This window comes from Chryseobacterium sp. Mn2064 (assembly GCF_049319685.1).
Classification (GTDB): domain Bacteria; phylum Bacteroidota; class Bacteroidia; order Flavobacteriales; family Weeksellaceae; genus Chryseobacterium.
On the sequence record NZ_JBMOUE010000005.1, the window covers coordinates 194415 to 219535 of the forward strand.

The following is a 25121-nucleotide window of genomic DNA, read 5'->3' on the forward strand; positions in this document are numbered from 1 at the left end:
GTCGCAAATGTACGCCCAGTTTATGATATTATCATAGTAGATTAACAAAATTTAACTATTCTTTAAATTACCTGAATAAAGAAACATTGCGGATATTGAAATTCCCCTGTATTAAAAGGACTTAAGAGAAATTCCGATAATGTAGAAATTTATTGATTATATAAAAAACAGACTCAAATTCGGAGATTGAGAGGCAAACTACTCTTCAGCGTGTTGCTTTTTTGGACATTCTTGATGCCTATTTTTGAAATTTTATTTGGAAATAATTCTTCTTTAGGAGAAAATTTAAATGATAAAAACTAAACTTTATCATGATTTCAAATTATTAACATAGGCGTATTGGTATTGTCCTATTTTAAAATTATTTTTGCAGGGAAATACACAACACATGAAAAAAGAAAAAAATTCTATTGATTCTATTGAGAATAAGAAGGTTAAAAAAACACTATTAGCGTTCTCTATCACAAATTCCTCACTTTAATTATACTTTTCGTTTCCGTGAAAAATGGTTTCTAAAAACGGCCTGCCATAGCCAGTTTTAGCACAAATACTATTATTTTATGTAAAATTAACATATATTTATTAAAAATATTCGTAAATTTATATAGTATTAACACCACATTTCATGAAACACTTTAAAATCACTTATCACTATGAAAAAATTATTAACACCAGTTCTTTTGGGGCTGACCATTCTTTCCTTAACAGCGTGTAAACATCCCGGAAAAGAAGCAGAAGTAATTACAGCAGCTGCTCCTGAAAACACTGATGATATTTCTAAAAACATCTATGTAGATAGCTATGGAGAAAAGATAGAAGTTATCATCAACAATACCAAAAACACGGCAACGGTACATTTAAACGGCAAAACTTATGACCTCAAAAAAAGCGATGCTTTACCTGAATATACAGCCTCTAATGAAGAGTATCAATACTCTGAAATTAAGGGAAATATCAGCTTCTTAAAGAAAAATGTAGACATGGTGCTCTTTCACCTTAAACAGGCGAAAAAAGAGTCTGGGCCTGCTAAAATGGCATCATATTAGCATATCGTACGCCAATATTCATTTTTTAAAATAACATGTATGAAAAGCTTTTATTATTATTTATCAGCACTTGTTCTCGCTACATTTCTTGTAGTTTCTTGTAAACCTCAAGCTACTGCACCAAAAGCAACAACAGATACAGATATTACAGGAAAAACCTGGAAACTCACTGAACTTTATGGAAAGCCTGTCCATGCAAAAAACCCTAAGGGCAATCCTTATTTTAAATTAGATATGAAAGAAATGAGATATCAGGGGAATGCAGGATGTAATGGCTTAGGAGGAACTTTTGAGATTAAACCTGAAGTGATGAGAATTAAATTCAATCAGGGAATGTCTACGATGATGGCTTGTGAGGATCTGGATATTGAAAACCAGTTTACCAAAGCAATTCTTGCTGCAGATAATTATTCTGTAAATGGGAATACATTAACTTTAAATAAAGCAAAAATGGCTCCTTTAGCTAAATTTGTTCTTGAATAATATTTATTGTCCTAAAATATAAAGACGCCTTATCAATAAGGCGTCTTTTTTTATCTGATGATGATCATTTTTTATGGTAAATCATATAGCACGTCAGCAAACTTAGATTGACAAGAACAGCAAATGCATTCGACAATATAATGGGAAGTTCGTCTTTTTCAAAGCCATACCATACCCAAAGCGATAATCCTGAAATAAGAACAAGAAGCATTAATAGTGAAATATCTTTCACATCTTTCTCTCTAATCACCTTTATCAGCTGCGGGATCATAGAAACAGAAGTAAGAATCCCGGCTATAATTCCCAAAATATTCACATCCATAGATTATTTGTTTTTCAAAATTGAATGTCTGAGTATACTATTACTGAAATCTACTCAATGAAACTTCTTCATGCAAAGGAAGCCCATCTTCTATAAATCGGTACAGATCTCGTGCAAAATAGCAGCCATTAAGGATTCCACGGGCACCCATTCCGTTAAAAACATATAGATTTTCAAATTCCTGATGTCTTCCCATAATCGGTCTTCTGTCTTTTACGGTAGGTCTGAAACCAAAATGCACTTCTTCTACCTCAAAGCCGTAAGGATAAAATTCGGAAAGTCCTTTGACCAATTGCGCTACTGCCGATTCATCAATATGATGATGAAGCTGCTCTCTATCATAGGTTCCACCATAGAAATAAAGTCCGTTTCCGGTCGGAAATAAGAAATGCTTCTTTTTAATGGTTATATTTTCAGGAATCGGTTCCGAAAGTCTTACTTTGATATGATGACCTTTGTTAGGATTTACCATCACTTCCGAAAAGTAAGGATTATCTTTCACAGCCATTCCCTCACAGAAAATAATATTTTTGAATACAAAATCTTTGTAAGATGATTCTGATGAGTTCAATTGTGTATAATCAAACTTTTCTTTTACCAAATGATCGTTTTTTTCAAAAAAACTAAATAGACCTGCAAAAAATCCATTAACATTAAGTCTGGCAGACTGATTCACCTTTCCTGTAAGATAATCGTTTTTTACTATATTCAAGCGATCAAAATTTTTATCGAGAAAGTTAGAAAGATCATCATTTCCTGATTTCTTCAACCAAAGATTCTGTTCATTCTCGTCGTGAAAAATTCTATGGATAGGTGCATTAATCAAATAATTTTCTCCTGTATAATATTCTATTTCCTTCAAACTGTCTTTCAGTAAATCAATTTGTTCCTGTGCTTTCCAAAATGTGGTAAATTTTTTAAGCACAACCGGATTGATGATTCCCGCAGAAATCTGTGAAGCACTTTTTCTTCCTTCGGAAAAAATCACAAACGATTTATTATTTTTAATGAGCTGGTGGGCTAGAAAAAGCCCTGCATATCCATCTCCTACAATTATATAATCTACATTTTTCATAATAAAAAAACCTGAGTAAAAATACTCAGGTTTTGTATAAATATCAAGTGAAATTTAGTAATTCCACATATCATTTTCCATATCAAGGATCAAACCTTTGATTCTGTTGCTTTCTTCTAACTGATCGTCAGCATCTTTAGGAACGTAATCTTTGATTGTACCGTCTCCTAAGCCGCTTGAAGATTTATAGATAACAGAAGAGAATCTTCTCGCATTGATAATATCATCAAAAGATAAGTCAGCAGAAGAATTTTTTCTATTGAAAACATAATTGTTTGCCAAAATATCTCTCGCATTCGGATAGAAAATCCAGAATAGATCGATCAATTCATCATTACTAGCGATAGGTTTCCCATCTGGACCGATAACACCTTGTACTGCAGGATCTGGTCCCATTGCAGCAAGACCAAGAGGTCTGTATTTCATCTGTCCATCTCTCTTATCAATGAACCACATACCCATTATTTTAAGAACTTTTACTTTATCAGTAGTCGTCTTAAATACATCGGTATATTGCTTTTTTTCTGCATCAGTAAGCTGTCTTCCTGAGTTTAAGATATCAATAGCAGCATCATTGATGATCACTTTTTCCAATCTCTTCTGAATTCCTTCAGGAGAAAGTTTTACAGTAAAGTTTTCATCATCATACACCTGCTCTATCTTACCCGTTAAAGCAGCATCTAATAATAATTGATATAGAGATCTTGTAGGACTAGAAAGAAGACCATCCGGGTTGTCATAATAGAATGGCTGGTTGATCTTATCATTCATATCAATGATTTCCCAAACAAACATACTCTTAAGGATGTCTTTATCTTCAACAAATCCGTATTCAAGAGGCTTTACTGTTTTATCTATAATAGTATCACCAACTTTTTGTTTGTTGTCCGCTCTCATCTGTCTAAACTCTTCCGGAGAAGAAGCGTTTAGAATAGTCTGGGAAAAGGCAAATCCCGAAACTAATACTAAAAGGGTGCTAATATATTTTTTCATAATAACTTACAATTTTTAGTCCTATTGAACATTAATAATTATAGGAGTAATGTTTTTCAGTGTTTGTCCTTCCAGACCCTGAGCTGTAGCTTTAATATCAAAGATAGAAACTACATCTCCTGTTCTAAGATTTTTCACTAATCCTGCTGCGTCATCCAGTGAACTACCGTGGATAAGCAATGCTGCTCTACCAGGTACTCTTACCATGAACTGAGTTACAGTAAATGATACCGGGAAGTCGAAATCAGGGATAGCTGCCTGTACAGTCTGATTAGGAATAGAAGTTGCCGGCATCGACAATACATTCTGTCCTCTCATCTGACCTTGTGGTGGCGGAACATTCTTGATTCTATATTCAAATACCTGAGATACTGATTTTCCATAAGGATCAATTCCAGATAATGTCAATTTAACTGTTGAACCTGTTGAAGGTTTTACACTCCATTTTCCTGCGCCAAGGCTCTTTACAGAAGCTCCAGGAGCGGATAGAGACAGCTTAGAGTTATCTGCACCCAGGATAGATCCTGATACAGGGTTCTCAAGTCCTCTATACATTACATTCATCTTATCAGCAGAAAGCAATAATCCTTTTTCAAGTTTTACTTCTCTAGGTCCTGCAATTACATTGTAAGTATGCGTCCAAGGGAAAGGTTGAGATTTACCTGTAGCATCTGTTAATGTAATAGTACCTCCCAGCTTATGTTCTCCGATACCAGCACCAGAAATTGCAATGATACCTTTACCATTTTCCTGCTTGCTTACTCCAGAAATATTAATTTTATTACTGTTAGAGTAAGTACCCAGCATTACTTTTATTTCAGCCTGCTTACCAACTTGAATATCTGTAGGTCCAGAAACAATTGGCTCGTAGCTTGTAAATTTGATACTTGCATCCACTTTTTCCTGAAGTAATAATGCCAATGCATCAGATTGTACATTTCTGGCATCATTTTGGATGATCTCTAAATTAGAGATCGCAGCAATAAGTGGCTGGTGATAAAATTTATTTTGGAACCAAGTCTTTTCGTTTGGAGATTTTCCTTTAGGATATTCTGCAATTAGAGACTTATTAGCTCTTTCAACTAAATCTTTAAGTTGGTCGTTTGAACCAAAAGTAGCATTGATATAGTTTCTAACATCATCAATTTTAGCTTTTAGATCAAGCGCATTTTTCGAAGGGGTGTTTTCATCTCCTTCTTTAAAGAAATACTCAGTGGTAGCTTCGTTATTGTTAAGTGCAGCAAAATTCTCACTTACGTCAATATCTTTACCATCTTTGTCTTTGTCATGAAACTCAGATTGTTTCTTTAACAAATCTTTGATGTCCTGAGCAGATTTCACCAATGCATCAATTTTGGTTTTTAGTACTTTATACTGTTCCCAAGGTTGAGCATAGGTATCCGGAACCTGTTGAGCTTTCGCTTCCAGTGTTCTTTCAAAAATCTTTTCGTTCTTTTTTTCTGTTAAAGTTCTTGTTTCATTTAACGCTCTTGTAGAATCATAATATGATCTGATGATCTCTGCATCAATATTTAGGGCCATCATCGCGATGAACACCAAATACATTAGGTTGATCATCTTCTGACGAGGGGTCTGTTTTCCTTGTGCCATTCTCTTTTCTTTGTTTTTTGATTAAGTAGTTAAATTTAGAAATGGTTAGGAATTAAGACTTCATAGCAGTTAGCATACCACCATAAACTCTATTTAAGTTATTCAGATTAGATGTTAAACCTTGTAGTTCTTGGTTGAATTTTTCAGACTGTTCTGCAGATTTCTGCATATCAGCTACATACTTATTAGCAAATTCAGATTGTTTTTTACCATTTTCAAGTTGCATTGCATATAAAGCATTCATACTTTCCATATGCTGAGCAGCTTTGTTTAGCTGATCGTTATATTTGTGTGTAGAAGCAGAAACGTCAACAGTTTGGTTGATTTGGTCTACAGAATTTGAGAATTTATCAATTCCTGTTCTTAATCTGTCGAATAGTTGAACGTCTAATTTAGCATCCTGAAGCATTTTGTCCAATTTGTTAGAAAGAGAGTTTTCTAATTCAGCAAACTGAGCATTTGTATTTTTAGTTGTTACATTAGAATGTAATGGATTTGGGTGAGCGTGTTTATCCAACAATTCAGGATACACATTTTCCCAAGCATAAGACTCTTCAGTTTTTGGAGGGTCAAATGCGAAAATGATAAAGATAATCGCCTCAGTAATAAGTCCTACGGTAAGAGCAATGTTACCGTTAATAGGTCCCAAGGTAATGTGAGTAATTTTAAGCCAAGCTCCAAGAATTACAATTGCAGCCCCGAATGAATAGAAGAAATTCATCCAAGCATCTTTAGTCTTAAACATATTGAGTTAGTTTTTTTAATGTTAAATAAAATTGTATTGAAAAATAATTGTCCTAGATTATCTGTTAACTCTTCTTGGCTTAACTGCTGCTTCAGGAATATCCTGTACAGTTCTGAATCCGATATAGCTTCTTGCTGAATCTTTTCTTTCCCAGTCTCTAGCACCTGTCATTAGGGCATATCCTATATCTTTCCAAGATCCACCTCTCACAGATTTCTTCGTATCCTTTTTATCTTTAGTAGAAGGATTTAATGTAGAAGAGAATCCGTATGAAGAGTTGTTATATGAAGATAATGTCCATTCAGAAACGTTTCCAGCCATATCAAATAACCCATACCCATTTTTCTTAAATTTCTTAACTGGAGCTGTATATGTATAAGTACCTTTTTTCTCGTCTTCCATATAGTTACCTCTCTTAGGCTTGAAATTCGCTAAGTAGCAACCTCTGTCATCCATTAAATATGGACCACCCCAAGGGTAAGTAGCATTTTGCATACCTCCTCTTGCAGCATATTCCCATTCAGTTTCTGTTGGAAGACGGAACACTAATGGTTTTTGTTTTTTTCTTTTTAAACTTTCGTTGTAATCTGTTTTCAATTTAGATCTGAAGTTACAATAAGCCCTTGCCTGATCCCAGGTAACACCTACTACAGGATAGTTTTTGTAAGCTTTGTGCCAGAAATACTGTTCAAACAATGGCTCATTGTAAGCAAAGTGGAAATCTTTTACCCAAACAGTTGTATCAGGATAAATCGCGATACTTTCGCTTTTCAGGTAGTTAGCTCCTCTTTCGTTATCTGCTACAGCAGCATCCATATCTCCCCAACGGTATGTATATTTCAGCTTACTTACATCTAAAATTCTTTCGTTTCCGATTCTTGAAGAAGAAGGCAGATACATAGATTCTAAAACTTCTGCGTATTCTACATCTGGATATTTCGTCGTACTCCAGTGTAAAGGAATTTTCCAATCTAATCTTTTGCTTGCATCATATCCTCCGTCTTCTCGGCCCCCCTGGCCTTCCATATATTCTTGATAAGGTGTTAAATTTTCTTCTTTTTTAGCAAGGTATGCATAGTCACCTATAGCTGCTCCTTTACGTCCGCCTTCGTCACCACCTTCTCCGGCAGCTTCAGCAAGTAAAGTTCTAGCGATAGAATCTCTTACATAGTTGATAAATAATCTGTATTCTGCATTGGTAGTTTCTGCTTCATCCATGAAGAAAGAAGAAACAGTTACGGTCTTCAATGATGCTTTTTCAGGAGTATTTGTAGGATCCTGGTCTGCTAAACCAGCTACAAATGAACCTGCAGGAATTGCGACCATTCCGTATGGTCTTTCCGCAACAAATGATTTCGTTTTTTCTCTTGGTATCAATTCTCCTTTTGTTCCAGGCTTCCCTACAGAAGAGCTGCCACCACCTGAACAAGATACCGATGCTACTGACGCAGACAATAATAAAAGAAATATCCTTTTCATGTTAATTTTTATAATTAAGCCGTAAATATATAATTTTTTTAAGAAACTTTTAAGATTTTTTTTGAAATAACGGAAGAAATCTAAATTTATTTTATTTACAACACTTTTTTATTCCACAGTAACAGATTTTGCAAGGTTTCTCGGCTGATCTACGTTGGCTCCTCTATATACTGCAATGTAGTAAGCAAGCAGTTGTAGAGGTACGGAAGCAACGATTGGAGAGAAACATTCTGACGTTTCAGGAATTTCAATAACATAATCTGCCATTTCACTTACCTGACGGTCACCTTTATTAACAACAGCGATAATTTTACCTTTTCTTGCTTTAATTTCCTGAACGTTACTCACAATTTTATCATAGTGTCCTTTTTTCGGAGCTATAATTACAATTGGCATATTTTCATCAATCAAAGCAATAGGACCATGTTTCATTTCTGCTGCCGGATATCCTTCTGCGTGGATATAGGAAATTTCTTTTAATTTAAGAGCTCCTTCAAGAGCTGCAGGATAGTTGTATCCTCTTCCTAAATAAAGGAAATTGGTTGCTTTTACAAAGTCTTTAGCAATATTCTGAGTAAGCTCATGCGTTGAATTAAGAACTTCTTCAATCTTTTTAGGGATTGCATCAAGCTCAGAAATTAAGCTCATAAATTCAGCATTACCCAAGTTACCGTTATGTTTTCCTAGTTTGAAAGCGATCAAAGTAAGAATCGTAAGCTGAGCTGTAAATGCTTTTGTAGAAGCTACTCCAATCTCAGGACCAGCGTGAGTATATGAACCTGCATCTGTAATTCTGGCAATTGAAGAATCTACTACATTACATATACCATATATAAATGCACCTTTTTCTTTCGCCAACTTTAAGGCAGCCATTGTATCTGCTGTTTCTCCTGACTGAGAAATTGCAATAACAACATCTTTATCCGTGATAATTGGGTTTCTGTATCTGAATTCGGAGGCATATTCTACTTCCACAGGAATTCTCGCATACTCTTCAATCAGATACTCTCCGATAAGACCTGCGTGCCATGATGTACCACAAGCAATAATGATAATCCTGTTAGCATTTTTGAACTTTTCAACATGATCCCAGATTCCAGCCATCTTAATGACACCTTCATCTACAAGAAGTCTACCTCTCATAGTATCGTGTACTGATTTAGGCTGTTCGAAAATTTCTTTAAGCATGAAATGTTCAAAACCTCCTTTTTCGATTTGCTCTAAGCTAAGTTTAAGCTGTTGAATTTCCGGCTCAATCTTAGAGTTTTCATTGATGGTTCTGATATCTACTCCATTTTCAAGAGAGATGGTTGCCATATGACCTTCTTCAAGATAGATGGCTTCTTTTGTAAATTCTACGAAAGGAGAAGCATCAGAAGCGATAAAGTATTCTTTATCACCAATTCCAATTGCTAAAGGAGATCCCAATCTTCCTACCACCAATACTCCAGGATAATCTTCATGAAGTACTGTAATAGCGTACGCTCCGTATACTTCATTCAAAGCGTATCTTACTGCTGTAGGGAAATCAATCTCAGGATTAAGATCCATAAAATATTGAATAAGGTTTACCAGTACTTCAGTATCAGTTTCTGATTTGAAGGTAAATCCTTTTTCTGTAAGCATGGTCTTAATGGTATCATAGTTTTCGATGATACCATTATGAACGATTGCTATTTTTCCATTGTTTGACAAATGCGGGTGTGAATTTCTGTCACTCGGAACTCCATGGGTAGCCCAACGTGTGTGCCCCATCCCAATTTTGGAAGTTCCTTTTAAGTTTTTAGAGATATTCACCAAATCCTCTACTTTCCCTTTTGTTTTTTCTACTTCAAATGTATTTTCTGAACCTTCTAAAACAATTCCGGCACTGTCATATCCTCTATATTCCAGTCTTCTAAGACCATTGATTACTATTTCGTAAGCGTCTTGAAAACCTGTATATCCTACTATTCCGCACATATTGTATTTTGTCTTGTGTTTATTGTGTTTTATTATTTTGTAGCGTAAGTTACTTTCAACTGAACACTATTAGCATTCGAGCTCTCTGTTCCGATAAGAACAACTCTGTTCATATCAAACGCTCTTGTATTTCTAAGAGCTCCAAGTGGAGTTCCTGCTGCATTTCCGATGAAAGATCCTAAACTGATATAGAAAGGTCTGTTCGGAATTGGCACATCATTATTATTAGCGTCTTTTTCTGATTTGCTCTCAACAAGATCCTTAAGTGTTTTGGTTACTACAAAATCGTAGTACTCAGGAGTCTTATTATAATAATATAAAGAAAGGCCAACTTTTGTATCGCTTGAGAAAGAAGAGAAGTCAAGTATTGATGGGTTATCCACTTTCTGTTTAATCGGTATAATGGTAAATCTGCGATCCTCTGTTGAGTTTTTATTTACCCAGCTTAAAGAAGGATCTACATAGAACCTGATCGTAGCAGAAAGAATACCTATTTTCTTATCCTGGAATGTAGTTTTAAGACTTTGAATAAGTGGATCTGGAATTTTCACTCCTACAGAAGGTCCACCCATCCCTTGAACAAAAATTCTAGCATCACCATCAGTCTTATTACTCATTGAAAGCGCTTTTTCCGCAGGGCTTCCTGATCTGTTATATTCATATTGTCCAATATGAGCATTAGCAGAACCTAAGTTGAACTTAAGTGTTGTTTGTGGTCTTGTTACCGTACCATTATCATTTTTATCATATTTATAATACATGATCAGCTCCAAATCATTAGGAGAGAACTGGAAAAGGTAACGGTCTGTTTCGTCCACGGAAATTTTGATTCCTTTGAAATATCTGATAAAGTTGGAAGCATCCTGAAGTTCAGGTTTTCCTTTTTTATCTAAAATATGAGTCTGGAAGAAATCCTTATTGCTTAATGGTATTCTAAATCCAAGATTTCCTGTGAATACGCTTGATCCGTCTGATTTTTTTGTAATATTTAAAGCACTAACGTCTCCGTTGAATACTCCTGACCCTAGTAATTCACCAGTACTTACATTTACGTTAGAACGGTTGAATACATCATTGGTTGGATCTATGAAGGTCGTCACTTCCTGAACGTTGATCTTCATGGCTTTGGAGATTCCTCCAATTTTACCATACTTACGAACCGGATACGTTTTCTTCTCAATAGAAACAGCAATATTTTCACCATTTACAGGAAAATCACTTTTCTCATATGTAGTTGTTTTTAATGAATCCTGTTCAAAAAAGTAAGTATTCGTAGTAGTATTCGCAGGTGGTCTTAGGACCAAAACAACAGAGTCTACTTTTGGATTCGCTCCGTTAAAATCGTAATTGTCTACCGGCATTCTTAACTGGGTAACGTAAGAAGCTCTCTGCATTCCAAATTGGGTTTCAGTGAAAGCACCCAGAACACCTGTTGATAAAATTCCTCCACTAGCATCATATCCGCTAATAAGTCTTGATGCATCACTTCTGATAGAGTCATTATTATTGTAGTTATACGCAACAATAGGATAAGAAACCATAGTTCCTTGCGCAGCATCATTATCAAATAGCTGCTGTCCTAGAGAATCTGCATCAGGTTCACAGTTATAAAGGATTGTACTTCCGAAAATCGCCAATAAAAGCATGGCGAATGTCCTTTTAAGAGTATGAGTCATTAAAAATGTGTTTTTTAATAAAGTTGATTTATAGAATCTATGTCCAGATATTCTGATTTCTGGGTAGCTGTTTCGTTGAAAGCTTTATCAAGATCTTCATCCAGAAATTCGTCTCCTTTTACTACCATATCTACATAGTTCATACTTTCGATAACAAAACTTTTGATTGTCGGGTTATCTAACGCTTTTAATCCTGAAATATTATCAAACTGCAGCTTTTCATCAATCTTTTTATCCAGATCAGCATCTTTCTCGTTGTATAGAGAAAGTACAATTTTAGCGTCTTTGAAATAAGTATCTGATTCGTAATACGTTTTAAGGTAAATTGGAACGAAAGAAGCCATCCATCCGTTCAAGTGGATCACATCCGGAACCCAATTCAGCTTCTTAATAGTCTCTATTACTCCTCTTGCAAAGAAAATCGCTCTTTCGTCGTTGTCATCGAAAGGTGTTCCTTCATCATCGAAATAATATTGTTTTCTTTTGAAGTATTCTTCGTTGTCTATAAAGTAAACCTGAAGTCTTTCCCCCGGAAGCGACGCTACTTTAATGATTAGAGGCTGATCCAGATCATTGATGATAATATTCATTCCTGAAAGGCGAATAACCTCATGAAGCTGGAACTTTCTCTCACTTATTTGTCCAAATCTTGGCATAAAAACTCTTACATCATTGCCTTCATTGTGCATCTTAAGTGCCATTTTGTTTACCACTGCAGCCATATTTGTATCTTCCTGATATGGATACATCTCTGTAGTAATGTACAGTATTTTTTGATTCGGCATAAACTTTCTATCTAATTTTTGTAAAAATGCTTTAATGTGCAAAATTACAAAAAAACATCCAACATTATTTTAATTAACATTTTTTTACGAAAATTCCCTTTTCCAAATTATTAAAAACACATATTATTATGTGATATTTTTAGTATTTTTGAATTAGTATTAAAATAAACTATGGAAGTTATAAGAAACAGGAAAGTCCTTCAGGATTTCATTGAAAGACAGAAAGAAATGGGGAAAAGAATTGGTTTCGCCCCTACCATGGGTGCTTTACACAAAGGCCATCTTTCTCTGTATGAAGAAGCAAAAAAGGAGAATGACCTTGTTATTTCTTCAATTTTTGTAAATCCCACTCAGTTCAATAATGCTGAAGATCTCGAAAAATATCCAAGAGACATCAACAGGGATATTATGATCTTAGAAAACTCAGGATTGGTAGACGCTGTTTATATTCCTGAGGTCGCAGACATTTATCCTGAAAAAGCGGAAAGCAAAGCCTATGATTTTGAAGGGTTAGAAAATGAAATGGAGGGAAAATCAAGACCGGGGCATTTTGATGGAGTTGGAACTGTGGTAGAGGAGCTTTTCAGGCAAGTACAGCCCGACCATGCTTATTTTGGTGAAAAAGATTTCCAACAACTTGCCATTATCAGAAAAATGGTTGATAAAAAACATCTTCCTGTAAAAGTAATAGGAGTTCCTATTTACAGAGCTGAAAACGGACTTGCATTAAGTTCGAGAAATCAAAGACTTCATGAAGACCGAAAAGAAGCTTCTAAAATTATTTTTGAAACATTACAGAAAGTAAACGATTGGTTCCGCACCGTTACCATCCCGGAAATTAAAGATAGAGTGACTGATATTTTTGACGATCAGCCAGGAATGCAGCTTGAATATTTCTTAATTGCTGACGAAAACACATTACAGGAAACAGATTTCTTCTACAAAGACAGAAATTTCAGAGCCTTTATTGTCGTTGTTGTAGATGGTGTGAGATTAATTGACAATATGCATTTAGATTAAAAATTAAAATATATCCTTATACAAACTCTGATGGCAACGTCAGAGTTTTTTTTTAAAATCTCTTATACAAGTCAGATAATTTTCAATAATATAAAAAATCAAAGGCCTCCTGAAGGAAGCCTTTGAAACACCAAATCACAAAATATTAATATGAAAAAAATTTACTTTTCAGTAAACTTGTGACCCGGCTGGGATTCGAACCCAGGACCCATACATTAAAAGTGTATTGCTCTACCAGCTGAGCTACCGAGTCGGCCACAATTAAAATGAAATAAATTCCAATATTAATTATAAAATTTTTCTTTGCAGTGCCTGCGACTGGACTCGAACCAGCACATCCTTAGGAAACCACCCCCTCAAGATGGCGTGTCTACCAATTTCACCACGCAGGCAATAAAACTACATTATCGTAATTTTTATTGCTAGTGACCCGGCTGGGATTCGAACCCAGGACCCATACATTAAAAGTGTATTGCTCTACCAGCTGAGCTACCGAGTCGGCCACTTACACAACAAGTTTTCATTTAAGTAATGTCCCTTGTTTTAAGTGGTGCAAAGATATGACTTTTTTCTTTATCTCAAAACTTTTTCGCAAATTTGTTTAAAAAAAATTCATGGTAATTTCATTGATCGGATACATGGGAAGTGGCAAATCTCACATTTCCAAAATATTAAGCGAAAAAATCAATTTCAGACTCATAGATCTTGATAAAGAGATTTCCAGACGAAATAAATTAACCATTCCTGAAATTTTCGAAAAAAAGGGAGAAATTTACTTTAGAAAGCTGGAAAGAGAAGCATTGGAAGAAATATTGGCTTCCGAAGAGAACGTTGTTTTAAGTCTTGGTGGCGGTACTCCTGTTTATTATAATAATATGGAGATCATCAATCATAGTTCAAGAAGTATTTTTCTTAGAGCTTCTGTAGGTACTTTAGCGGAAAGACTTTCTAAACAGAAAGAAAAAAGACCGTTGATTGCCAATATATCGGAGGAAGATCTTCCGGAATTTATTGCGAAACATCTGTTTGAAAGAAATCAGTTTTACAGCAAAGCACAGTTCAGTGTGGGGACAGATTCCAGAGAACCGGAAGACATTGTGAACGAAATAATAGAAAAGCTCTATCTCTAGAGCTTTTCTACTTTCTTTTTAATCTTCGTTTTCCTCTTCACCTTCTGTTTCTCCAAAGAAATCATCCCAATCTGTAAAATCGGCATCTACATCATTTCCGACATATTCGTCCATTTCTCGTCTGTCTTTTTTGGTTGGTCTTCCCTCTCCTTTATTTCTATAATAATCTTGTGACATTTTGCGAAGTTTCAGCAATTCGTACTGCTCTTTATCTGTCACATCCTGTATATGAAGAGAGACCAATTTGGCTCCTATTCTACTTTTTGGGATCTGAATGACTTTTATTTTATAATCAATCTGATTCTTTCGAATTTTAATAACATCCCCTTCTTTTACCTCCTTAGACGACTTTACGGCAGACGTTCCTATAGAAACTCTATTCTTTTTAATTTCCTCTGCTGCAATATTTCTTGTCTTATAAAAACGAATGCTCCATAAAAATTTATCTATTCTCATATTTTTTTATACTTTTGCCGTTATATTATTTGTAAAGTAATTAAAGTTTTTTGAAATGAAAAAAATATTTTTATATATCCTTGTAGGATCTTTGTCGTTTTCTGCATGTAAAAAAGATGATGATACACAAACGTACAAGGAGCCTGACGATATTGCAACGCAGAATTCCTATGATGATCAGGCTATTAAGAAGTATATGGATGAGAATTATCTGGATGCACAGGGGAATATAAAAGCTTTCAGCTCTACAGATACTTCTGATGATAATGAGAAAAAATTATCTCAACTGGATTATAAAACATTGCCTTCCGGTACGATTTATATCATCAGAGACGGAGCACAGCCAACGACTAATCCTCAAACTATCGGTCCATCGGATGTTATTAAAATTATGGGAAGAAGCTATGCTTGCCTTGCCGGTGATAATAATGGAACGATATCATTCATTGATACCTTTACTTTTTTAAATACAATTAGCGGAAATGGAGTTCCACTTAATGATCCTACCTATTATTACGTAAAACAGCCTATCCTAACTGCTGCTACAACAGACGCTGCTAAACAACCAAGTTATTATCAAATACCTGGTTTTAGAGAAGCTCTTCAAAAATTCCAGGCTTTTGATAACATTGACAATTCAACACCTTATAATCTTCAAGGGGTAATTATTGTTCCTTCAAGAGCTGCTTTTGCAAGAAATGCATTTTATCCTTACTTTAATGCTTCTTACAGAAACAGAACATTTATCTTCAACTTCCAGATTTATGGAAGATCAGACAGACCTGCTGGAGAAGTACAACAATAAGAAAAATACCATAAAATAATAAAACCGCCTTATAAAAGGCGGTTTTATTATTTTCAAACGACTGTATTAAGATTTTAAGATCTTGCTTTCTGTTTTACATTTCCTAAAATATCCGGGAAATAAAGGTCTGCAAGATGATCAAATTCATCTCCTCTCATAAACATGGTAGCGTCCACTTCTTCATAAGAACTTCTTCCCGCAGCTGCAATAAGCTCATTACAGGTATGAAGTGTATTTTTATGGAAGTGATATACTCTTTCTGCCTTATCAGTTACATCAAGTCCTTTAATGAGCATTTTATCCTGTGTAGCTACTCCTGTAGGGCAATTGTTGGTATTACATCTCAATGCCTGAATACATCCTAAAGAGAACATAAATCCTCGTGCATTGTTACACATATCAGCTCCCATTGAAATTGCTCTGAGAATATCAAGACTGGTAAGAACTTTTCCACTCGCAATTACTCTTAATTTGTTTCTTACATTATAATTGTTCAGGGTTCTGTTTACGAATATCAAAGCGGGCTCTAGTGGCATCCCTACTCCATCTGAGAATTCTGGTGGTGCTGCTCCTGTTCCTCCTTCTGCTCCATCAATGGTAATAAAATCCGGGTAGATTTTCAATACATTCATCTGTACGCAGATATCTTCAAATTCTTTGGTATCCCCTATACAAAGCTTAAATCCTATGGGCTTCCCTCCTGAAAGTTCTCTTAACTGTTGTACGAACCTCAGCAAACCTGCTGCATCAGAGAAAGACGTATGTGATGGCGGAGAAATAACCGTCATTCCTGGGGTGACGTGACGAATAGCCGCAATTTCCGGAGTATTTTTCACTCCCGGTAATACTCCTCCGTGGCCAGGTTTTGCTCCTTGAGATAACTTGATCTCTATCATCTTCACATTAGGAAGATTTGAATATTTTGTAAATAATTCAGGGTTGAATTTTCCTTCTTCATCACGGCATCCGAAATAACCTGTACCAATCTGCCAGCAAAGGTCTCCACCTTCCATATGGTGAGGTGAAATTCCCCCTTCTCCGGTATTATGATAAAAGTTTCCTTTTTTGGCTCCTCTGTTCAATGAGATCTGAGCACGGTCACTTAATGCTCCAAAACTCATTGCTGAGATATTAAATAATGAAGCATGATAAGGCTGAGTACACTGTTCTCCTCCTACCCATACTCTCGGAAGTTCTTCTGAAGGTGATTTTGCATAAATGGAATGCTTTATTCCTTCATATTTTCTATGATTCACTTCAAGCTGTGTTCCAAATGCTACCGTATCGCTTAGATTTTTGGCTCTTCTATATACTGCAGAACGTTGATTTCTGGGAAATGGTTTCCCATCAGTCTCCCTTTCGATGAAATATTGCTGCATTTCCGGTGAAATACTTTCGAAAAAGTATCTGAAGTAACCCAATACCGGGAAATTCCTCAAAATAGCATGTTTCGATTGGTAAGCATTGTACACACCCAATGCATAAATTGCGGATAACAGTGTAGGTATCCAGTAATGCGCTCTGATCAGCAGTGCTACAATCCACGTAGCAGCTACTAATACAATTCCCCAAGATAAAAACTTATCTCTCATGAATGTAGTATTTAAAAGTTTAAAAATAAAATTAGTGGAAATTTTGCAAAGAGCCTATGCTTTTGCTAAAAAATTTTGGTAAGAAGATTGCACTGAAACCGTGCCATCTGACAGGATTTTTTCTAAATTTAGAAATTCTATCTGGTTAACGGATGCCGCGTCAAAGTCTTTTTGAACTCTCACATAGTTTTCTGTGAAGCCGAACATTTTTCCGTCTTTATTTTCGTGCTCCCAAAGAACAGGAAGCGTTTTCCCAAGCTGGGTCTGATAAAATGCCATTTTCTTCTTTTCAGAAAGAATTCTCAGCATTTTATTTCTTTTCTTTCTTTCCGCTACAGGAACAACTCCTTCCATACCCACAGCTTCTGTATTTTCTCTTTCAGAATAAGTAAATACGTGAAGATAAGTGATAGGAAGCTCATTAAGGAAATTATAAGTTTCCATGAACTTTTCTTCTGTTTCTCCCGGAAATCCTACAATAACGTCTACACCAATAGCCGCATCAGGCATAACCTCACGGATCTTGTTCACTCTGTCATTGTACAGTTTTGTCAGATAACGACGTTTCATTTTTTTCAACAAATCATCGCATCCGGATTGTAAAGGGATATGGAAATGCGGAACAAAGCTTCTGCTTTTAGAAACCAGTTCAATACTTTCGTCTTTAAGAAGGTTGGGCTCAATAGAAGAGATACGGATTCTTTCGATACCCTCTACTTTATCAAGTTCTGAGATCAGATCCAGAAAAGTATGTTCGTGTCTTTTATTTCCGAATTCTCCTTTTCCATAGTCTCCGATATTAACCCCGGTAAGGACAATTTCTTTGATATCTCTAGCTGCAATTTCGGTGGCATTTCTAAGAACATTTTCAATGGTATCTGAACGAGAGATTCCTCTTGCCAATGGGATGGTACAGTAAGTACATTTATAATCACAACCATCCTGTACTTTCAGGAAAGCTCGGGTTCTGTCTCCGATGGAATAACTTCCGATAAAGAAATCCGTTTCTTCAATTTCACAAGAATGAACAATTCCTTCACTCTCGGATTTTTCCAAATCGTCCAGGTAGCTTAGAATATTGAATTTTTCTTTAGCTCCCAAAACAAGATCTACTCCGTCAATCTGTGAAATTTCTTCAGGTTTAAGCTGAGCATAGCATCCTACGATAACTACCAGTCCTTCCGGATTGGCTTTCATTGCTCTTTTCACGTGAAGTTTACATTCACGGTCAGCGTTTTCAGTAACTGAACATGTATTAATGACATACACATTCGCCTTCTCATCAAAGCTTACCTTATCATAACCTGCATCTGTCAATTGACGGGCAATAGTAGATGTTTCCGCAAAATTTAATTTGCAGCCAAGGGTATGAAACGCGGCAGTTCTATGAAAAGTAGACATGTTGTTACTCCTGAATTTTATGGGTGCAAAGATAGTAATTTTAATAAGAACTCAATATTGATTCAATCTATTGTTTATATTCATCCTTAATTTCAGGGCTATTTTGAAAGCAAACCGGTGATGAAGGCTCTTCGGATTCTTCTAAACTCGGGAATTTATTTTTCATTTCATTATTGAATTCCTGAGACTTATTTCTGGCAATAGAAAGAGTGTTCCAATCTTCATTTTTCATCATCTTAGCGATATAAATAATTTGACCAACGTGATATGGATAATGAGCCAGTTGTCTGAAAACGGCATCAATCACAGAATGCGCTTCTCCCCTAATATAAATGGTAGCATACAAATTTTCATCAGTGATCTGATCAAGAGCTTCGAAAAGACACTTCCAGCCTTTCTCCCAATAATCAACAACTTCTTCTTTCGTACTGAATGTATTTACAAATTCCTCATCGCGATTACGCCACGATTTTTCTCCGTCTTCTGTCAGAAAATTCGTCCATCTTGAAAGCATATTTCCCGCGACATGCTTTACAATAATGGCAATGGAGTTACTTTCTTCATTGTACTGCCAAAAGATTTGCTCATTTGTCAGCTGACCAAAAGTCTTATCTCCTAGAGATTTATAATATTCAAAACGTTTCACAAAGAGGTCTTTCATTTTTTTCTATTTTGCTAACTAATGTAAAAAAATTTCAAAACAAAACCACTTCGTTTGAAGTGGTTTTATCTATCCATTATATTTAGATATTATTCTCTGTTTTTCACTAGTACCCAACCTGTAAATTTGATTGGAGTATTCTTTTTATCGTTTTCATTCCATGTTACAGAATACCAATAGGTTCCGGTAGGCACTCTTCTTCCTGCCTGAGTTCCGTCCCATTTGTACCCATTAAGTTTATCGGCCTGGAAAATTTTGCTCCCGTATCTGTCGTAGATATTCATGATCAGATTTTGTTTGTTCCCTAATGCGGAATAATCAATCACATCATTGATGCCGTCTGCATTTGGAGTAATAACATTCACCAGATTAGGAACCACAACTACCACTTCAATAGGATCGCAATCATAAGCATCTTTTACCATTACTTTATGATCTCCTCTTGCAAGATTCTTGAAAACATTGGAATCCTGCCAAATAATATTATCCATTGAGTATTTATAAGGTGGCGTTCCTCCTATTACTGATACTGTAATCGTATTGCTGGCAATATCTATTCCTGAAACAACCGGCTGTTCAGAAGGAAGAACTTTTACAGCCTGGGTTGTAATACAATCTCCGGTTTTCAGTTTTACCCAGTACACACCGATGCCTGCTTTGATGGTTTGGGTCGTTGCCCCTGTACTCCATTCATAGCTTTTAAATCCTGGACCTGCATCTAATATCGTTTGATCTTCAGCACAGATGGTCTGATCTTTAAGAATACTTGAATATACTGGCTGAATCACGATTAAAGTAATTTTAGCGATACTGTAACATCCCTGAGCATTGGAAACTCTTACATATACGACTCCATTAGGAGCGATATAGTTGCTTGCATTTAAAATTTCATTGGTCTGACTAATTGCATCTGCTACAGAAGGATAGTATTTTTTTATCGGAAGTGGCGTCTGCTGTGTAGTAACAGCAGCATTTGTCAGATTAAATAATGCTGTAGATGGATTGGTTTCAATAAAGCATGATCTTAAAGTCACTTCGTTTACCGGAACTACAGGATAGAATTTTAAAGTAATCTGAGCTATTGCACTACATCCGAATTCAGAAATAACTTTTACATAAATAACTCCTTCTGCAGATACAAATGAAAGCGGATTTGTAATTTCATTAATACCGGCGTTCAGGTCAGACATGGTATGGTAATACTTCTTCGTTACTACATTTGTCCCGCCAAATACATCTGCTGTAGTAAGGTCAAACAATGCTGTACCAGCATTATTATTGTTGCATTGCGTTAATGTTGCATTCTTTACGGTAATAGTACCATCTTTAAATTTGAATTTCCCCACCTGCTTACATTTATTGAGAGGATTGGTTGGGCTGGTCGGATCCGTATAATTGATACTGTAATAGTAAGTTGTAGTAGTGTTTACCGTTCTAGGAGCTGTAATAGGGTTAATTCCTGCCAGCGCATCATTTTGACTAAGGTGATAGCTTACACTGAAATTTTGGTTTCCATTTACAATTCCTCCTGATAGAATAGAGAAATCAAATAATGCTGTAGGAGAACATATTACCACTTCTCTTGGATCTGCTGGATTTGCAGCGGCTACTCCCGGCGGAATGAAAGGATAAATCTGAATAGTAGGATCTGTAAATGGAGAAGCCAATGTTGCGGTTCCTCCCCAAGTCAGTGAAAATGGAGCTGTTGTACTGCTTGTACTGCTTACCCAGTTGTCTATGAATAAATAATAACTCTGTCCCGGTAATACATCCAGATATCGGCAATAAGGAGTGCTTGAACCTCCCGCAGCACTTAAAAGCGTACTCGTCATATTCAGTCCGGTTGCTGGCCCTGGACCAATAACCGTTGCTGCATTACAGCGAATTGGAGCGCCTAAGCTTCCACAATTAACATTTGGACCGAAAATAGCCCAGTCGTAATCGGCATCTGGATTGGTTGGGAGAAGATCGAAGGTAAGGGTTCCACCTGTAGCAATCGTAATTTTATACCAAATTGAATTATGCTCACCACTCGAATCTATACAGCTTCCCGAGTTAACCATTTCTTTAACATCTCCATATCCGATAGGATTATAGGTAATATTTGAATTTCCACATACTGCAAGAGCCGTAGCACAATCTGCCTGAGAATAATAAGTATGAAATATGCACAGAAGAAATAATAGTAAAAGTTTTCTCATAGATCATATGTTTTTATGGTTATATCAGTTATAAATATGTTGATAATCAACATACATCAAATATACCTATATTTTAATTACAAACAACAAAATCTATATAATTTTAAATTATTTCAAATTAAATAACAAAATGATTCAAAATATAACAACAATTAACACTATTTTATACTTGTGATGTTCCCGCAGAGATTTTCGAGGTGAAATATTTTATGAAAAGGACTTTTTACTTCCTTCAGATGTTCTTTATCCTGAATAAATGTATATCTGGAAGCGATAGAATTCATGTCTGAAACGATTACCAGCCAGCATTCATCAACAGAAGTATCATAATAGGGAAATTTCTCGTTTTTCTTTTCAATAAGCTCCAGAATTTTCTCAGAGCAAAGTTCATCAAAGAGATTCATACTGTATTCATGAGTGATAAAAACATTTCTTCGATGGAAAGATTTCCTTACACTCTTTACACATCCTACCGCTTTATTTTTTTTGATGCTTTTATAAATACTGATAATATTCTCCTGCTGTACTTCTAGGTTATCGAACTTGGTGTCCGGATAGAATTCTAAAAAATAAACACCACGATATTTCGTAGTGTCTTCCTGTTCTAATAATATTTCTGCCTGACGGAACATTTTATTCAAAGTACTTTCTACTTTTTTCATTTCCAGATGGTTGATCACCTCGGTAAGTTCTATTCCGATTTTTTTGTCGTTAAGCTTTGCGATGAAGTCCGGACTTTCGCAGGTAAGATTTTCGAATTTCACTTCGGGGAAGTGATGCATAAAAGAGTTGAGAAGCAGGATCTCCGATTTCTTTCTGTACTTTTCACGGTCATGAAGAGGAGATTCGTCTATGGTACGGTGATATTTTTCTATAGGCTTTTTTTTCAAATGCCTGTTGAGGTAGTATAAACTCAGATTTTTAATCAGATCTTCATCGGAAAACGTCTTTTTCATGTGTGATTTTTTTATGAGATTAAAGAACACATGTAGCCATTGGCTTTCATCGTTAAAAGTTTTTGATTATCAAAAATTTACATACTTAAAGATAAGTAAAAAAACTATTCAATACCTACTTTTAAAATTAATTTATTGATTAATTAATGTAGAGTTTATTTTCATTATTAATACCTTTGCTTCTTCTAACACAAATTAGCATCTATGGATTTTAGGAATTTCAAAATACCCTACAACATCAATCCCCAATATTCTAAAAAAACTGCCTATTTTTCGATGGAATTCGCCCTTGAGCAGGTACTTAAAATATACTCCGGCGGACTAGGCTTCCTGGCAGGCTCTCATATGAGAAGTGCTTACAATCTGAAGCAGGATCTTATCGGAATTGGTATTTTATGGAAGTTCGGTTACTATGACCAGGCAAGAAATCACGACCAGACCTTACAACCGGTATGGACCAGAAAATTATACAGCTTTCTTGAAGATACTGGAATAAAATTTCAGATCGAAATCCACAGTGCTCCGGTATGGGTAAAAGTATGGTATCTTGATCCTGAGATTTTCAATACAGCCCCAATGTTCTTTCTTTCTACAGACGTTCCTGAAAATGACCATGTCTCAAAAACCATCTGCCACAAGCTATATGATGCCAATGAGTCAACCAAACTTGCCCAATATATTTTATTAGGAAAAGGAGGCGCAAAATTATTAGATGAAATGAATATTGAGAGAGATGTTTATCATCTTAACGAAGCTCACGGACTTCCAGCAGCATTTTATCTGCTGAAAAAATACAATGGTGACCTGAATAAAGTAAGAGAAAAACTGGTCTTCACTACCCATACCCCGGAAGAAGCAGGAAATGAAAAACATAGTTTCAGATTATGCTATGATATGTCGTACTTCTCCGGCTATAACATGGAAGAAGTAAAAAGCATTGAAGGAACAAACGACGACCGCTTCAACCATTCACTCTGCGCTTTGAAAATGGCAAGAATAGCCAACGGAGTTTCTCAGCTGCACGGTGTCGTTTCCAGAACGATGTGGAACAAATATCCGGGAATCTGCGAAATCACTTCTATTACCAACGCTCAGGAATTTAAATATTGGGCAGACAAACCTTTATACAATGCAAAAGACGAGAATAATGAAACGGTTTTCGACTATCGTAAGAAGCATTTAAAGAAAAAACTGTTCAGTATTGTAGCAGACCAGACAGGAAATCTTTTCAACCCTAATGTTTTCACCATTGTATGGGCCAGAAGATTCGCCGGTTACAAACGTGCAGACCTTCTTCTCCATGACAAAGAAAGATTCTACAGACTTTTGAACAATCCAAAATATCCGGTACAGATCATCTGGGCAGGAAAGCCCTATCCAATGGACTATTCTGCTATTTCCACGTTCAATACTCTGGTTGAAGAAAGCAAGAATAATAAAAATATGGCGGTTCTTACAGGCTATGAACTTTCATTAAGTAAATCATTAAAACAAGGCTCAGATGTATGGCTGAACAATCCGAGAGTTCCAAGAGAAGCTTCCGGAACTTCCGGAATGACTGCAGCTATGAACGGTTCTGTAAACCTATCTACAGATGATGGATGGATTCCTGAGTTTGCCAAATCCGGAGAAAACTCTTTCGTGGTTCCCAAGGCAGATTATCTGAATATGAGCATCTACGAACAGGATAATTATGACCTGAATAAGCTATACGAGCTTCTTGAAAATGAAATTCTTCCAATGTATTATGATCACCCGGATCAATGGAGAAAAATTCAATATACGGCTATGGATGATGTGAAACATCAGTTCAACAGCGACAGAATGGCGGATGAGTACTACAAAGTTCTTTACAATGAGAAAAATTAAAAAGTAAAATAGATTTGTAAATAATCATGAAGGAATATTAAAATTCATTACCATTATTTGCCTTTTCTTTCAACATACGAATGCCCGGAAATTTCCGGGCATTCGTATGTTGATTTATTTACTTTTTTTCTTTGGCGGTACCTTCAAGCCTTCTTCTCTTGCTTCAGAAATTCCGATAGCAATAGCTTGTTTTCTGCTTGTCACTTTCTGTCCGGAAGAAGATTTCAGTTTTCCTTCCTTGAATTCATGCATCACTTTTCCTACTTTGTCCTGAGCTTTTTCTGAATATTTAGTTTTGCTCATGATAAATTTTTTTAAGATTTTGGCAGGGATACCCCTAGTTCATATACGCAGGCATGCTTCAAATATTTTGAACGCTCTCTTGAAGTTACCGATTCCAGATGATCATTTTTAATCACTATAATCGGGTCTTCAATATTTTCAATCTCGAAATTGGCAAAATATCTTTCATCCGGACTGGTTTTATCATTTCTTGCTTTTATTTTCTGCAATTCTTCGGCATATTTTCTAAACCCGGGATCGGAAGAATGGATAAATTTATATTCATCACCCGCAGATACATAGTAATGAAGTTTTTTCTCTATTAAGCCAGCCTCGTCAGTAATTTCGGGATTATCGTTTCCATCCTTAAACCCCACTTCTACCAATGTGCCACCTTTTTTATGAGCACATTCATCCGCATCTTTAAAACTGGAAAAACCTGTATAAACAATCTTATCGTTCATTACATAACGGTTCAGTTTCTGGTTGAATGCATTCGTTTCCATAATTATTATTTGGTTTGATTATACTTTATGTTATTCAATTTTTTTGCCAAAAATCGTATTTGAAA

23 protein-coding genes and 3 tRNA genes are annotated in these 25121 nt (G+C 35.7%); 6 read left to right on the forward strand and 20 right to left on the reverse strand.

Annotated features, from left to right (window positions below; translation table 11 throughout):
* Positions 1-653: 653 nt before the first annotated feature.
* Together ACL9RH_RS18420 and ACL9RH_RS18425 are read left to right on the forward strand one after the other, a co-directional pair.
* The gene (locus tag ACL9RH_RS18420; protein ID WP_422694813.1) at positions 654-1046 is read left to right on the forward strand and encodes a hypothetical protein; all 393 of its coding nucleotides are present in this window, start codon (positions 654-656) and stop codon (positions 1044-1046) included.
* Positions 1047-1085: 39 nt separating this feature from the next.
* The gene (locus ACL9RH_RS18425; protein WP_422694814.1) at positions 1086-1529 is read left to right on the forward strand and encodes an META domain-containing protein; all 444 of its coding nucleotides are present in this window, start codon (positions 1086-1088) and stop codon (positions 1527-1529) included.
* A gap of 64 nt (positions 1530-1593) precedes the next feature.
* Here ACL9RH_RS18425 and ACL9RH_RS18430 read toward each other — a convergent pair whose 3' ends face one another.
* The 9 genes from ACL9RH_RS18430 to ACL9RH_RS18470 all read right to left on the reverse strand — a co-directional run bounded on the left by ACL9RH_RS18430 (position 1594) and on the right by ACL9RH_RS18470 (position 12177).
* Positions 1594-1851, reverse strand: coding sequence for a SemiSWEET transporter (locus tag ACL9RH_RS18430; protein WP_422694815.1), 258 nt, complete (start codon positions 1849-1851; stop codon positions 1594-1596).
* A gap of 40 nt (positions 1852-1891) precedes the next feature.
* On the reverse strand, positions 1892-2926 hold the full coding sequence (locus ACL9RH_RS18435) for an NAD(P)/FAD-dependent oxidoreductase (RefSeq protein WP_422694816.1): 1035 nt from the start codon (positions 2924-2926) through the stop codon (positions 1892-1894).
* A 54-nt stretch (positions 2927-2980) separates the two neighbouring features.
* A complete protein-coding gene (gene gldN, locus ACL9RH_RS18440; RefSeq protein ID WP_422694817.1) occupies positions 2981-3919 on the reverse strand; it encodes a gliding motility protein GldN in 939 nt (312 codons plus the stop codon).
* Between the two features lie 21 nt (positions 3920-3940).
* The gene (locus tag ACL9RH_RS18445; protein ID WP_422694818.1) at positions 3941-5530 is read right to left on the reverse strand and encodes a GldM family protein; all 1590 of its coding nucleotides are present in this window, start codon (positions 5528-5530) and stop codon (positions 3941-3943) included.
* A gap of 52 nt (positions 5531-5582) precedes the next feature.
* A complete protein-coding gene (gene gldL / locus ACL9RH_RS18450; protein ID WP_422694819.1) occupies positions 5583-6275 on the reverse strand; it encodes a gliding motility protein GldL in 693 nt (230 codons plus the stop codon).
* A 57-nt stretch (positions 6276-6332) separates the two neighbouring features.
* Complete coding sequence (gene gldK / locus ACL9RH_RS18455) at positions 6333-7754, reverse strand: gliding motility lipoprotein GldK (protein WP_422694820.1); 1422 nt, start codon at positions 7752-7754, stop codon at positions 6333-6335.
* A 108-nt stretch (positions 7755-7862) separates the two neighbouring features.
* Complete coding sequence (gene glmS / locus ACL9RH_RS18460) at positions 7863-9716, reverse strand: glutamine--fructose-6-phosphate transaminase (isomerizing) (protein ID WP_422694821.1); 1854 nt, start codon at positions 9714-9716, stop codon at positions 7863-7865.
* A 32-nt stretch (positions 9717-9748) separates the two neighbouring features.
* The gene (locus tag ACL9RH_RS18465) at positions 9749-11392 is read right to left on the reverse strand and encodes a DUF4270 family protein (protein WP_422694822.1); all 1644 of its coding nucleotides are present in this window, start codon (positions 11390-11392) and stop codon (positions 9749-9751) included.
* 14 nt (positions 11393-11406) lie between these two features.
* Positions 11407-12177 carry a glycogen/starch synthase gene (locus tag ACL9RH_RS18470; protein WP_422694823.1) on the reverse strand — a complete coding sequence of 257 codons (771 nt, stop codon included), beginning with the start codon at positions 12175-12177 and terminating at the stop codon, positions 11407-11409.
* A gap of 171 nt (positions 12178-12348) precedes the next feature.
* Between ACL9RH_RS18470 and panC the strand changes: the two genes are divergently transcribed.
* Positions 12349-13197, forward strand: a complete 849-nt coding sequence (gene panC / locus ACL9RH_RS18475; protein ID WP_422694824.1) for a pantoate--beta-alanine ligase — start codon at positions 12349-12351, stop codon at positions 13195-13197.
* Positions 13198-13377: 180 nt separating this feature from the next.
* On the opposite strand, the gene ACL9RH_RS18480 is transcribed toward panC, so the two are convergent.
* The 3 genes from ACL9RH_RS18480 to ACL9RH_RS18490 form a co-directional block, all read right to left on the reverse strand.
* A tRNA-Lys gene (locus tag ACL9RH_RS18480) sits at positions 13378-13450 on the reverse strand.
* A gap of 56 nt (positions 13451-13506) precedes the next feature.
* Positions 13507-13589, reverse strand: a tRNA-Leu gene (locus ACL9RH_RS18485).
* A 34-nt stretch (positions 13590-13623) separates the two neighbouring features.
* Positions 13624-13696: transfer RNA gene (locus ACL9RH_RS18490), tRNA-Lys, on the reverse strand.
* 115 nt (positions 13697-13811) lie between these two features.
* Between ACL9RH_RS18490 and ACL9RH_RS18495 the strand changes: the two genes are divergently transcribed.
* Positions 13812-14327, forward strand: coding sequence for a shikimate kinase (locus ACL9RH_RS18495; protein ID WP_422694825.1), 516 nt, complete (start codon positions 13812-13814; stop codon positions 14325-14327).
* Positions 14328-14345: 18 nt separating this feature from the next.
* On the opposite strand, the gene ACL9RH_RS18500 is transcribed toward ACL9RH_RS18495, so the two are convergent.
* Entirely contained in the window at positions 14346-14783 is a 438-nt protein-coding gene (locus tag ACL9RH_RS18500; protein ID WP_422694826.1) for an RNA-binding S4 domain-containing protein, read from the reverse strand.
* Positions 14784-14838: 55 nt separating this feature from the next.
* Between ACL9RH_RS18500 and ACL9RH_RS18505 the strand changes: the two genes are divergently transcribed.
* Positions 14839-15588, forward strand: coding sequence for a hypothetical protein (locus ACL9RH_RS18505; protein WP_422694827.1), 750 nt, complete (start codon positions 14839-14841; stop codon positions 15586-15588).
* 74 nt (positions 15589-15662) lie between these two features.
* Here ACL9RH_RS18505 and ACL9RH_RS18510 read toward each other — a convergent pair whose 3' ends face one another.
* The 5 genes from ACL9RH_RS18510 to ACL9RH_RS18530 all read right to left on the reverse strand — a co-directional run bounded on the left by ACL9RH_RS18510 (position 15663) and on the right by ACL9RH_RS18530 (position 22399).
* The gene (locus ACL9RH_RS18510) at positions 15663-17180 is read right to left on the reverse strand and encodes an FMN-binding glutamate synthase family protein (protein WP_422694828.1); all 1518 of its coding nucleotides are present in this window, start codon (positions 17178-17180) and stop codon (positions 15663-15665) included.
* 54 nt (positions 17181-17234) lie between these two features.
* On the reverse strand, positions 17235-18581 hold the full coding sequence (gene mtaB, locus ACL9RH_RS18515) for a tRNA (N(6)-L-threonylcarbamoyladenosine(37)-C(2))-methylthiotransferase MtaB (RefSeq protein ID WP_422694829.1): 1347 nt from the start codon (positions 18579-18581) through the stop codon (positions 17235-17237).
* 67 nt (positions 18582-18648) lie between these two features.
* Positions 18649-19242 carry a DUF1572 family protein gene (locus ACL9RH_RS18520; RefSeq protein WP_422694830.1) on the reverse strand — a complete coding sequence of 198 codons (594 nt, stop codon included), beginning with the start codon at positions 19240-19242 and terminating at the stop codon, positions 18649-18651.
* Between the two features lie 89 nt (positions 19243-19331).
* A complete protein-coding gene (locus ACL9RH_RS18525; protein ID WP_422694831.1) occupies positions 19332-21443 on the reverse strand; it encodes a T9SS type B sorting domain-containing protein in 2112 nt (703 codons plus the stop codon).
* A 158-nt stretch (positions 21444-21601) separates the two neighbouring features.
* Entirely contained in the window at positions 21602-22399 is a 798-nt protein-coding gene (locus ACL9RH_RS18530) for a hypothetical protein (protein ID WP_422694832.1), read from the reverse strand.
* Positions 22400-22603: 204 nt separating this feature from the next.
* Between ACL9RH_RS18530 and glgP the strand changes: the two genes are divergently transcribed.
* The gene (gene glgP / locus ACL9RH_RS18535) at positions 22604-24268 is read left to right on the forward strand and encodes an alpha-glucan family phosphorylase (RefSeq protein ID WP_422694833.1); all 1665 of its coding nucleotides are present in this window, start codon (positions 22604-22606) and stop codon (positions 24266-24268) included.
* A 114-nt stretch (positions 24269-24382) separates the two neighbouring features.
* Here glgP and ACL9RH_RS18540 read toward each other — a convergent pair whose 3' ends face one another.
* Positions 24383-24571, reverse strand: a complete 189-nt coding sequence (locus tag ACL9RH_RS18540; protein WP_422694834.1) for a DUF6496 domain-containing protein — start codon at positions 24569-24571, stop codon at positions 24383-24385.
* 11 nt (positions 24572-24582) lie between these two features.
* Positions 24583-25056, reverse strand: coding sequence for a hypothetical protein (locus ACL9RH_RS18545; RefSeq protein WP_422694835.1), 474 nt, complete (start codon positions 25054-25056; stop codon positions 24583-24585).
* Positions 25057-25121 lie beyond the last annotated feature (65 nt).